This window comes from Staphylococcus sp. LCT-H4 (assembly GCF_001866145.1).
Classification (GTDB): domain Bacteria; phylum Bacillota; class Bacilli; order Staphylococcales; family Staphylococcaceae; genus Staphylococcus; species Staphylococcus succinus.
This window is the reverse complement of sequence record NZ_MODY01000003.1, coordinates 144628-157354: the sequence shown is the minus strand read 5'-3', so window position 1 is coordinate 157354 and position 12727 is coordinate 144628. Positions and strand designations below refer to the sequence as shown.

Annotated in this window: 13 protein-coding genes; all 13 read left to right on the top strand. The window is 32.9% G+C overall.

Annotated elements, in window-relative coordinates:
* On the top strand, window positions 1–363 hold the full coding sequence (locus BK821_RS09655; protein WP_071331605.1) for an Asp23/Gls24 family envelope stress response protein: 363 nt from the start codon (window positions 1–3) through the stop codon (window positions 361–363).
* A 117-nt stretch (window positions 364–480) separates the two neighbouring features.
* Window positions 481–867, top strand: a complete 387-nt coding sequence (gene nusB / locus BK821_RS09650; RefSeq protein ID WP_046836524.1) for a transcription antitermination factor NusB — start codon at window positions 481–483, stop codon at window positions 865–867.
* 14 nt (window positions 868–881) lie between these two features.
* Window positions 882–2219, top strand: coding sequence for an exodeoxyribonuclease VII large subunit (gene xseA / locus BK821_RS09645; RefSeq protein ID WP_046836523.1), 1338 nt, complete (start codon window positions 882–884; stop codon window positions 2217–2219).
* Window positions 2212–2448, top strand: coding sequence for an exodeoxyribonuclease VII small subunit (locus BK821_RS09640; RefSeq protein ID WP_046836522.1), 237 nt, complete (start codon window positions 2212–2214; stop codon window positions 2446–2448). The genes xseA and BK821_RS09640 overlap by 8 nt, the downstream gene beginning before the upstream one ends.
* Window positions 2432–3310 (top strand): polyprenyl synthetase family protein, encoded by an 879-nt coding sequence (locus BK821_RS09635; protein WP_046836521.1) that lies wholly within the window; start codon window positions 2432–2434, stop codon window positions 3308–3310. The genes BK821_RS09640 and BK821_RS09635 overlap by 17 nt, the downstream gene beginning before the upstream one ends.
* 328 nt (window positions 3311–3638) lie before the next feature.
* Window positions 3639–4091 carry a transcriptional regulator AhrC/ArgR gene (gene ahrC, locus BK821_RS09630; RefSeq protein WP_046836520.1) on the top strand — a complete coding sequence of 151 codons (453 nt, stop codon included), beginning with the start codon at window positions 3639–3641 and terminating at the stop codon, window positions 4089–4091.
* Window positions 4092–4112: 21 nt separating this feature from the next.
* The gene (gene recN / locus BK821_RS09625) at window positions 4113–5795 is read left to right on the top strand and encodes a DNA repair protein RecN (RefSeq protein ID WP_046836519.1); all 1683 of its coding nucleotides are present in this window, start codon (window positions 4113–4115) and stop codon (window positions 5793–5795) included.
* A 69-nt stretch (window positions 5796–5864) separates the two neighbouring features.
* The gene (locus tag BK821_RS09620; RefSeq protein WP_046836518.1) at window positions 5865–6761 is read left to right on the top strand and encodes a phosphate acyltransferase; all 897 of its coding nucleotides are present in this window, start codon (window positions 5865–5867) and stop codon (window positions 6759–6761) included.
* A 453-nt stretch (window positions 6762–7214) separates the two neighbouring features.
* Entirely contained in the window at window positions 7215–8636 is a 1422-nt protein-coding gene (lpdA, locus tag BK821_RS09615; protein ID WP_046836517.1) for a dihydrolipoyl dehydrogenase, read from the top strand.
* Window positions 8637–8652: 16 nt separating this feature from the next.
* On the top strand, window positions 8653–9651 hold the full coding sequence (locus BK821_RS09610) for a thiamine pyrophosphate-dependent dehydrogenase E1 component subunit alpha (protein WP_046836516.1): 999 nt from the start codon (window positions 8653–8655) through the stop codon (window positions 9649–9651).
* Window positions 9644–10627, top strand: a complete 984-nt coding sequence (locus tag BK821_RS09605; RefSeq protein WP_046836515.1) for an alpha-ketoacid dehydrogenase subunit beta — start codon at window positions 9644–9646, stop codon at window positions 10625–10627. The genes BK821_RS09610 and BK821_RS09605 overlap by 8 nt, the downstream gene beginning before the upstream one ends.
* A 12-nt stretch (window positions 10628–10639) precedes the next feature.
* Complete coding sequence (locus BK821_RS09600) at window positions 10640–11896, top strand: dihydrolipoamide acetyltransferase family protein (RefSeq protein WP_046836514.1); 1257 nt, start codon at window positions 10640–10642, stop codon at window positions 11894–11896.
* Between the two features lie 388 nt (window positions 11897–12284).
* Window positions 12285–12722, top strand: coding sequence for a bacilliredoxin BrxB (brxB, locus tag BK821_RS09595; protein WP_046836513.1), 438 nt, complete (start codon window positions 12285–12287; stop codon window positions 12720–12722).
* Window positions 12723–12727: the final 5 nt, after the last annotated feature.

The window sequence follows — 12727 nt, the reverse complement described above, 5'->3', positions numbered from 1 at the left end:
ATGGTCAAAGTTTCTGAAACCTCACATTCCAACTTGGGAAAAATAGAGATAGCGTCGGAAGTATTGGCAGTTATAGCTAGTATTGCAACAGCAGAAGTTAAAGGCATACAAGGTCACTTTAAAGCATTACGAGATACGGATATTGAGAGTATTAGTAAAAAGCAACTCAATAAAGGCGTAAAAGTTGATGCTAGAGAAAATGGTATTTTTATTGATGTATATTGTGCTTTAAGCTACGGAGTTAATATATCCGCTACTGCCAAAAATATACAACAAGCTATTTTCAACTCTTTAACAACAATGACTACAATAGAACCAAGTCAAATCAATGTCCATATTACACATATAGAACCAGAAAATTAAAATTAAATAAAGCAAATTTACTTTAAATTCATTGAGTGAAGTAACAGTATATAATGATTATATAGCATTTACTTCACTGATGATTTACAAATAATACAATGCTTGAAGGAGTTTATAATGAGTCGAAAAGAATCTAGAATGCAAGCCTTTCAAACTCTATTTCAACTTGAAATGATGAATAGTGATTTAACAATTGAAGAAGCGATTAGTTTCATTAAAGAAGAAAATAAAGATTTAGATTTAGAATTTATTAATTGGTTAGTCACAGGTGTTAAAGATCACGAAACAGTTTTAGATGAAAAAATCCAACCGCATTTAAAAGATTGGAAATTAGAACGTTTATTAAAAACAGATCGTATTATTTTACGTATGTCTACATTTGAATTGTTACATAGTTCAACACCACAAAAAGTAATCATAAATGAAGCTGTTGAATTAGCAAAACAATTCAGCGATGATGATCATTATAAATTTATCAATGGTGTATTGAGCAATATTGAATAAAAGAGTGATACAATATGTCAGATTATTTAAGTGTTTCAGCAATAACTAAATATATAAAGTATAAGTTTGATCAAGACCCGCATCTACAGTCGGTGTTAATTAAAGGGGAGTTATCTAACTTTAAAAAACACAGCAGTGGTCATTTATACTTTAATGTCAAAGATAAAAATAGCGTCATTAGTGCAATGATGTTTAAAGGTAATGCCTCTAAAATGGACTTTGATCCTAAAGAAGGTGACGAAGTTCTTTTGGAAGCACGTGTTTCTGTGTACGAGCGTAGAGGTAATTATCAAATTTATGTTAATAAAATGCATATAGATGGTGTAGGAAACTTATATCAAAAATTAGAACAACTTAAGAAAAAGTTAACTAAAGAAGGTTTCTTTGACCAAAGTCAGAAGCAATTGATTCCTAAGTTTCCTAAAAAAATAGCTGTTTTAACAGCAGGAACTGGTGCGGCTATTAGAGATATTCATACTACAATTAATAGTAGATACCCTTTAGCTGAACAAATACAAATTAATACATTAGTTCAAGGGGCTCAAGCCAAGAACGATATTATTGATAAGATTCAACAAGCGGATGAATTAGATGTTGATACAATTATTATCGGCCGCGGTGGTGGTTCTATAGAAGATTTGTGGAATTTTAATGAAGAAGACGTTGTTAAGGCTATATATAATTGTGTAACACCAGTTATTTCTGCGGTCGGCCATGAAACAGATTATACTTTAAGCGATTTTGTTGCTGATGTCAGAGCTGCTACCCCAACACAGGCGGCAGTTATTGCAACGCCTGATCAACATGAACTACGTCAATATTTAAAACAAACAAATTTATCGCTTACACGCTTTATTAGACAACACTTGCACCAACAGCGAAAGCACTTAGAGCATGTATCCTCTTATTATAAATTTAAAACACCGACATTGTTGTATGACCAACAAATACAAAAACGAGATGATTTGGAAAAACAATTAAAACTAGCAATTAATCAAAATATTAATAATGAGCAACAACGTTTAGAATTGTTGAAAAATCAGTTTAATTTAAAAAAATTTAAAGCTAGTATTAACAGAGAACAGTTAATAACAAAGCAAAGATATAATGAATTAAATAAAGTCATGCATAATTATTTTATCAATCAAAAAAATGATCTGGCTAGGAAACTGGAAGGATTAAATAACCTAAGTCCTACGAATACAATGTTACGCGGTTATACGATTGTGAATAAAGGTGACGATGTAATTACGAGTACAAACGATTTAAGTGAAAATGATAACATTGTATTAACAATGAAAGATGGCGTTGTTGATGCACAGGTTAAGAAAGTAAGGTGTAATGATGAGTAATAGTAATACACAAAGTTTTGAAGAAATGATGAAAGAACTAGAAGATATTGTTCAAAAACTCGATAACGAAAATGTATCGTTAGAAGAATCTTTAAATTTATATCAACGTGGGATGAAATTATCAGCTACTTGCGATGAAACTTTGAAAGACGCTGAAAAAAAAGTAAACGAACTCATATCTGACGATGATGCCGAGAAAGAAGTAGATAACGATGAATCAAAAGATTAATCATTTAACAGAAGAAATTAATCAGCTACTTGCGACATCGATAGAAGAATCTTTACTTGATACTAATTTAGAAGAGAGTATGCGTTATTCATTAAATGCAGGTGGTAAAAGAATTAGACCTGTGTTATTACTTTTAACTTTAGATATGTTATCCAATGATTATAAATTAGGGTTTTCATCAGCGCTTGGTTTAGAAATGATTCATACGTATTCGCTGATACATGATGATTTGCCGGCTATGGATGATGATGATTACCGTAGAGGGAAACTCACAAATCATAAAGTGTTTGGTGAGTGGAAAGCAATTTTAGCTGGTGACGCATTATTAACTAAAGCATTTGATGTGATTATAAATGATACGACACTGGATGATGCTATTAAAGTTAAACTTATCCGACGCTTATCATTTTCTAGTGGACATTTAGGTATGGTTGGTGGTCAAACATTAGATATGCAAAGTGAAGGTTCGGCAATTGATCTTACTACGCTAGAACAAATTCACAATGCTAAAACAGGTGCATTACTCAAATTCGCTGTAATGGCAGCAGTTGACATTGCTGAACCAGAAACCCTAGTGGCTACTGCTTTAGAACAATATAGTGAGCACTTAGGGTTAATGTTTCAAATTAAAGATGATTTGCTTGATATCTATGGTGATGAACAAAAATTAGGTAAAGCAGTAGGTAGTGATATTGAAAATGATAAAAGTACATATGTATCATTATTAGGGCGTAGTGGTGCCGAAGATAAATTAGCATACCATACCCAAGCGGCACATCAATGTCTGGCTCAATTACCTGACCATTACAATACAGAAAATTTAGAGGCTATTATACAACTTTTCAATAACAGAGAGTCTTAAAACGTTTGATATGCAATCATTTATAATCAAAGATATGTTTGCTTTAAACACATATCCATCAAGTAAAAATCATACTGCGTCAATGTAGTATGGTTTTTTATTGTTTGTAATTTATAAATGATTTAATAATTATTCATCAATTTTCTAAAAATTCCTAAAATTCAGTGTGCTTATGGTACTTTTATCTCGTTAATAAACACCTCTATCCACCAATAATATGCGTAATAACAGTTTGTGCTGAGTAAAATTACAGATGAACTTTAGTAGTAGTATTAAAAGCCATGTGTTAAAATCAATGTATAAATATTCGTTTACAGAGGTGTATTACATGGCTAAGAAATCAGTAAGACATATAAAAATACGAGAAATAATCTCAAATGAAAAAATAGAAACTCAAGATGAATTAGTAAAACGTTTAAATGAATATGAATTGAATGTGACACAAGCTACCGTATCCAGAGATATTAAAGAACTTCAACTCATAAAAGTCCCAACTCCAGCTGGACAATATGTTTACAGTTTACCTAATGATAGAAAATATCATCCTCTAGAAAAATTAGGGCGTTATTTAATGGATTCTTTCGTTAATATCGATGGCACAGGAAATTTATTAGTATTAAAAACATTACCAGGTAACGCACAGTCTATTGGTGCAATTTTAGACCAAATTGACTGGGAAGAAGTCCTAGGAACAATTTGTGGAGACGATACATGTCTAATTATTTGTAGAGACGAAACAGCAAGTGAAAATATTAAAACACGCATCTTTAATTTATTATAAATATAAGGAAGTGATTTAGGGATGTTGCAGACCTTATCCATTAAACAATTTGCAATCATTGATGAGCTGGAAATACACTTTGGCGACGGTTTAACCGTCTTAAGCGGTGAAACTGGTTCAGGAAAATCAATCATCATCGATGCTATTGGCCAATTAATTGGAATGCGTGCTTCTTCTAATTATGTAAGACATGGTGAAAAAAAAGCTGTTATTGAGGGCGTTTTTGATATTGATGAAAGTAAAGAGGCTATTTCACTTTTACATGATTTATCAATAGATGTAGATGAAGACTTCTTATTAGTAAAAAGAGAAATATTTAGTTCAGGCAAGAGTATTTGTAGAATCAATAACCAAATCGTAACATTGCATGATTTAAGGAAAATCATGCAAGAATTATTAGATATTCATGGACAGCATGAGACGCAATCTCTGCTCAAACAAAAATATCATTTACAGTTACTTGATAATTATGCTGAAGATACGTATGCATCAATATTAAGTACTTATGTTATGACTTTTGATAAATATAAAGCCAAAAAGAAAGAACTTGAAGATTTAGAAACAGCAGACCAAGCGTTACTTCAAAGACTGGACTTGCTTAAATTTCAACATGAAGAAATTAAAGAAGCACAATTAATTGATGGGGAAGTGGATAAGCTAGAAGCTGACATCAAGCGAATTCAAAACTCTGAAAATTTAAGCTTAGCATTGAATAACGCTCACCTCACTTTAACAGATGAACACGCAATTACAGATCGCTTATATGAATTGAGTAATCAATTGCAGTCAGTAAGCGAAATTTTACCTGATAAATATGATCGTTTAAAAGAAGATGTTGATCAATTTTACTATACATTAGAGGATGCCAAACATCAGCTATACGATGAAATAACGAATACAGAATTTGATGAACAATATCTTAATGAATTAGAAGAAAGAATGAATGTCTTAAACAATCTTAAAAGAAAATATGGTAAAGATGTTAATGAACTAATCACTTACCAAGATAAGTTAGAAAATGAAATTAATAAAATAGAGAATTACGAAGAGAGTACCTCGCAATTGAGAGATGAAATTGATACACTCTACAATGAAATTATGGAGATAGGTCAACAATTATCACAACAGAGGAGAATTGTAGCTCAAACACTTCGTGACCATATTGTTGATGAAATACAGAATCTTCAAATGAAGGATGCCAATTTAGAAATTTCATTTCAACCTTTAGAACAGCCTAATCGTGAAGGTATTGAATATGTAGAGTTTTTAATTAGTCCTAACAAAGGAGAACCACTTAAAAGTTTAAATAAAATAGCGTCTGGTGGGGAACTTTCTAGGATTATGCTTGCACTTAAATCTATTTTTGTTAAATCAAGAGGACAAACAGCAATACTTTTTGATGAAGTAGATTCAGGTGTTTCGGGTCAAGCCGCTCAGAAAATGGCTGAAAAAATGAAAGATTTAGCTCAGCATATTCAAGTAATTTGTATTTCTCATTTACCACAAGTTGCTACAATGAGTGACCATCATTTACTGATTAGTAAGGCAGCTCATCATGATAGGACCACAACTCAAATTAAAGAACTTACAGGAGAAGAAAGAATTGATGAAGTAGCAAGAATGATATCTGGCGCGAGCGTCACAAAATTAACACGTCAAAATGCGAAAGAGATGATTGATCAAAATCATCTGCAAAATCAATAAGTGTATTCAACAACGCTATAAAATGAAGTCTAGAAGTTGCTTTACAAAAATAGAAAGGTGTTGATTTAAATGCAATACCAACATTTAATTGAACATTCCGAGATATTAGACGGTAACGTAGCTATTATTTATGCCAATGATGAAAAAATGCTATCCGTCGTTATGTCGGCACTCACTATGACAAAAATAGACGTTTTTCTTTACGATACACAAGACCCGACTGAAATCATTAGATCATTTGATGTAGATGCCCAGCTTCTCAATAGAATTCATATATTAACGTATGAAGATGAATACAAGATGTTTAAAGCATGTGCTGAACATTTATCAAGAGGTAAGATTAATTTACTTATGAAAGGTAATTTGAAATCCTCAACGATGTTATCATTTATCCTGAGTAATCGAAATTTTATAAGTGATCGTGGTTTTATAAACCACGTTGCGTGCTTTAATATTCCAAATTATCATAAGACTTTGATGTTGAGTGATGTAGCACTTAATCACATGCCAACAGTAGAGGAAAAAAAGCAAATTATAAAAAATTTAGCGAAATTCAGTGAAGATTTAGGTTATCAACAGTTCAAAGTGGGCTTGTTATCTTCTGTGGAAGCACCATCAAGAAAAATTCCTTCCTCTACAGATGCGGAAAAAATTAAGTATACATTTAATCGGGACAATAATCCCCATCTTATTGTGGACGGTCCACTAGCATTTGATAACGCTATAAGTATGGAAAGTGTTATTAAAAAAAATATAAAGTCCTCTGTAGCTGGGGATGTGGATGCTTTGGTTGTTCCACATATAGATGTTGGGAACGCATTATATAAATCCTTCATATACTTTGGTAATGCAAGTGTTGCAAGTCTAGTGTTAGGTGCAAAATTTCCGATTGTACTTACTTCTAGGACAGATACTAAGCAAAATAAATTAGAGTCTTTATTATTAGCACTTAGAGTAATTAGTTAATTTTAAGTTAATTTTTAATTTTAAATAATTAATAATTTCAATTAAAAGTGAGTTTTTAATTTTATAACTCAGTTATTTGATGTAAACTATAAGAGGATATGATAGATTAATGAATCACTTTTTGATTATAGAAGGTGGTTTCATTGCTATGTTTAAAATAAATGGATTACTGTTTTTGGTGTAATAATCCGGTGACAAATCATTCCATATGATGTTGGAATGCATCATATGTCTAAACGTAACGTACTAAAAGCGGCTGCGTTTTAAAATGAAACAATTATCGTAGCATGACTGAGCGCTTATTTTTTAATGTTAAATAAGCGGTGTTATTCATTCTATATAGATTGAGTAATCATGTTTCTCGGTGAATAAGAAATATAACTTTAGCAGTCCGCATATTATTTATAGAAAATGCATTCGACTAAGCTAAAACAAATAGTTAGGAGTCAAAACATGTCAGAAGAACAATATGACTTAGTAATACTTGGTGGTGGCACAGCAGGTTATGTATCCGCAATTAGGGCGTCGCAACTTGGAAAAAAGGTTGCGCTTGTTGAAAATTCACTACTGGGCGGTACTTGCTTACATAAAGGATGTATACCTACAAAAGCACTTTTAAAATCAGCAGAAGTTATGCAAACAGTAACGGAAGCAAGTGAATATGGTATAGATATAGATGCGTTCAAATTAAATTTTGCGCGTATACAAGAACGTAAAAGCGAAGTAGTTAACCAAATGTATAATGGTGTGAACCATTTAATGAAACATAATAAAATTGATGTATTTAATGGAACAGGACGTATTCTAGGCCCATCAATTTTTTCACCTCAAAGTGGAACGATTTCAGTAGAGTATGAAGATGGAGAATCAGAATTAATACCTAATAATAATGTGCTAATTTGTACTGGTTCTACACCAATGGCACTACCATTTTTACCATTCGATCATAATGTTGTGTTATCTAGTGATGATATTTTAAAAATTGAAAAACTACCACAATCCCTTGCTATTATCGGTGGCGGAGTCATTGGTTTAGAATTTGCATCATTGATGTGTGATTTTGGCGTTGAAGTTTCAATCATAGAAGCAGGCGAGCGTATTTTACCAACGGAGAGTAAATCGGTTGCTCAAACATTGAAACAGGACTTAACTAAACGTGGTGTTACTTTTTATGAAAATACACAGTTGTCTGGAGACAATATCAAAGTTGAAGACAACCAAATTACAATCACTTTAAATGATAGTGATGTAATTTTTGAAAAAGCCTTAGTTTCAATTGGTCGTAAACCTAACACGGATGATATTGGTTTAAATAATACTAAGATTAAGTTAACAGATAAACAGCATATTATTGTAAATGAATATCAACAAACTGAAGATACTCATATTTATGCTGCTGGTGATTGTATTGGTCAGTTACAACTCGCTCATGTAGGTTCAAAAGAAGGTATTATCGCAATTGAGCATATGTTTGATGCATCACCGTTGCCAATTGATTATAATAAAATGCCTAGATGTATATATACGCAACCGGAAGTAGCAAGCATCGGTAAAAATATTGAGCAAGCTAAAGCGGAAAACAGTAAGGCACGTTCTTTTAAAGTGCCATTTAAAGCAATAGGAAAAGCCGTTATTGAAGATACTAAAAACCAAAGCGGTTTTTGTGAAATTGTAATCGATCAAGAAACGGATACTGTATTGGGACTTAATATGATAGGACCACATGTTACAGAACTTATCAATGAAGTATCTTTACTCCAGTTTATGAATGGTTCAACATTAGAACTTGGATTAACAACACACGCACATCCTTCTCTATCTGAAGTATTGATGGAATTAGGCTTAAAAGTGGAAAATAGATCGATTCATGTTTAATTAAGGAGGAAATAGCATGTTTGATTATAAATCAGTAGGTCTTGAAAAAGAAGACTTACAAGCAATGTACAAATGGATGGATTTAGGACGAAAAATTGATGAACGTATGTGGTTATTAAACCGCGCGGGCAAAATACCTTTTGTTATAAGCTGCCAGGGACAAGAAGCAGCCCAAATAGGCATGGCGTATGCAATGGAAGAAGGAGATATTTCTTCGCCATATTACCGAGACTTAGCACTAGTAACTTATTTAGGTATGACACCTTTGGAAACAATGTTGTCTGCATTTGGTAAGCGAGATGATATTAGCTCGGGTGGTAAACAAATGCCATCACATTTTAGTAAAAGAGAAAAAGGTATACTTTCACAAAGTTCACCAGTAGGTACACAAATTGTACATGCTGTTGGTGCTGCATTAGCTTTAAAAATGGATAATAAATCCAATATCGCAATGACAACAGTAGGTGAAGGAAGCTCAAACCAGGGTGATTTTCATGAAGGTTTAAATTTTGCCGGTGTTCATGACTTGCCATTCATCTGTGTGATTGAGAACAATAAATATGCAATTTCAGTTCCGAATTCATTACAATATGGTGCAGAAAAACTATCAGATCGAGCTATCGGTTATGGTATGCATGGTGAAACTGTGGATGGAAATGATCCTATTGCAATGTATAAAGCGATGAAAGAAGCGAGAGAACGCGGCTTAAATGGTGGTGGATCAACACTTATTGAAGCAATGTGTACGAGAATGACCGCACACTCTTCTGATGATGATGACAAATATCGTACGAAAGAAGAACGAGATGAATTAAAATCTTTAGATTGTAATCTTAGATTCAAAGAATTTTTACTTGAAGAAGGAATTATTGATAATAATTGGTTGTCAGAAATTGAAAAAGAACACAAAGATATTATTAATCAAGCTACCAAAGAAGCTGAAAAAGCACCTTATCCATCGCCAGAAGAGACGTATACACATGTATATGAAGAAGGGAGCATAAATAATGGCTAAATTATCTTACTTAGACGCTATCCACCAAGGCTTAGATCAAGCAATGGAAAAGGATAATGATGTATTTATCTTAGGAGAAGATGTAGGTAAAAAAGGTGGCGTATTTGGTGTTACTTTAGGCTTACAAGAAAAGTATGGAGAAGCACGTGTGTTAGATACACCATTGGCAGAATCTAATATTGTAGGTACGAGTATTGGTGCTGCAATGTTAGGCAAGCGACCAGTTGCAGAAATTCAATTTGCAGAGTACATTTTGCCAGCTACTAATCAAATCATGAGTGAAGCTGCAAAAATGCGTTATCGCTCTAATAACGATTTCCATAGTCCAATTACGATTCGTTCACCATTTGGAGGAGGTATTCATGGAGCACTATACCATTCTCAAAGTGTAGAATCCATTTTTGCCTCTACGCCAGGCTTAACTATTGTAATTCCATCATCACCATATGATGCTAAAGGATTACTTCTTGCATCTATTGAGTCAAATGACCCAGTATTATACTTTGAACATAAAAAAGCTTATCGCTTGCTTAAAGAAGAAGTTCCAGAAGCATACTATACGGTACCAATTGGAAAAGCAGATGTGAAACGTGAAGGTGATGATATTACAGTATTTACATATGGATTATGTGTGAATTATTGCATCCAAGCTGCTGATATGTTGTCAGAAGATGGTATCAATGTTGAAGTGGTTGATTTACGTACTGTCTATCCATTAGATAAGGAAACAATTATTGAAAGAGCTAAATTAACAGGTAAAGTTTTGCTTGTAACTGAAGATAATTTAGAAGGCAGTATTATTTCGGAAGTTTCTGCCATTATTTCTGAAAATTGTTTGTTTGATTTAGATGCACCAATTATGAGGCTTGCAGGGCCTGATGTACCTTCAATGCCTTTTGCGCCGACACTTGAAGATGAGTTTATGATTAATCCCGATAAGATAAAAATTAAAATGCGAGAACTTGCAGAATTCTAAGGAGGCACAATCATGGAAATTAAAATGCCTAAACTTGGCGAAAGTGTGCATGAAGGTACAATCGAACAATGGCTTGTCTCTGTAGGCGATATTGTTGAAGAATATGACCCTTTATGTGAAGTTATTACAGATAAAGTTACAGCAGAGGTACCTTCATCTTATGCTGGAACAATCACAGAAATTGTAGTAGAAGAAGGTACAACTGTTGAAGTAGGACGCGTAATATGTCATCTTGATACTGCTGAAGAAACAGTAAAAGATAGCGCAACAGATAATAACAATGACACGCCTAAAGAAACAACAACGGCCGTTACTTCATCTGAACATGAAAGCACAGCAAATGGAAATGAAGCTAAAAATAATGGCCGTTATTCGCCAGTAGTCTTTAAACTTGCTTCCGAAAATCAAATTGATTTATCCCAAGTTATTGGTACGGGCTTTGAAGGCCGCGTAACTAAAAAAGACATTGAGAAAGTAATCAAAGAAGGTACAAATAAGACACCATCAACGGCAGTTGCGCCTAAAGATTCACCAAAAGTAACGCATCAAGCAAAATACAATGAACCTTCTCCTGGTTCTTCAATACCAGTTAACGGTGTACGTAAACAAATCGCTCAAAATATGGTAAACAGTGTGAATGAAATTCCACATGCTTGGATGATGGTTGAAGCTGATGCAACAAACCTTGTCAAAACACGTAATCATCACAAACAGAGTTTCAAAGAAAGTGAAGGATATAACTTAACTTTCTTTGCATTCTTCGTCAAAGCTGTCGCTGAAGCATTAAAAGCATATCCATTACTAAATAGTAGTTGGCAGGATTCAGAAATTATTATGCATAAAGATGTGAATGTTTCTATAGCAGTGGCAGATGAAGATAAATTATATGTGCCAGTGATTAAAAATGCAGATGAAAAATCAATTAAAGGTATCGCACGTGAAATTAATGAGCTTGCACAGAAAGCACGTAATAAAAAATTACGTTCAGAGGACATGCAAGGCGGTACATTTACAGTGAATAACACTGGAACTTTTGGTTCTGTATCATCAATGGGGATTATCAATCATCCCCAAGCTGCAATTTTACAAATTGAGTCAGTAATCAAGAAACCAGTTGTAATTGATGATATGATCGCTATTCGCAATATGGTAAACTTATGTCTATCGATTGACCATCGTATATTAGATGGTTTACAAGCAGGTAGGTTCATGAATTTTGTCAAAACACGTATTGAACAATATTCAGTTGAACATACAAGTATTTATTAAAGTATTTTACGTTTTTATAGCACAATCTAACTCATTTTAACAAGCGCGCTTCGATAAATAAGTCGAAGCGTGCGTTTTTTAACGATATTAGTTACCTATATTTATGTTATGTTAACCTTTGTAGTTAAATATTTAAACCAAAACCTTTTATTAAGGACAGTTCTTTAAATGCTAAAAAATACAAATTATTAACTTTTGTAAATGTTTTTTTAATTCAAAGATTTTTCTAGTTAAAACATAACTATATAATTAATAATTTTATGTGGATTACCCTTAATTTTTAAATCAATTGCAAATTTATTTAATCAGTCTAAACACACATGTTGAACTATTGTATATATATTAGTAGAATTAAAGTAATAATTATGAAATGAAAGGTGACGTTATTATGGATTTGAATTTTGATTTATATATGACAGATGTTGTTAATCAAGCACGAAATGAAATTGAAGAAGCAGGCTATGAGCAATTAACAACTGCTGATGAAGTTGATAAAGTATTACAACAACAAGGCACTACATTAGTGATGGTGAATTCTGTATGTGGTTGTGCTGGAGGTATTGCAAGACCAGCAGCTACGCATGCCTTACATTATGATAAATTACCAGACCGTCTTGTTACAGTTTTTGCGGGACAAGATAAAGAAGCTACGCAACAAGCTAGAGATTATTTTGAGGGTTATGCACCATCTAGCCCATCATTCGCATTAATTAAAGATGGCAAAATTGCACAAATGATTGAACGTCATCAAATTGAAGGTCATGATGTAATGGATGTTATCTCGCAATTACAAAACTTATTTGACTCATATTGTGACGAAAGATAGGGAGT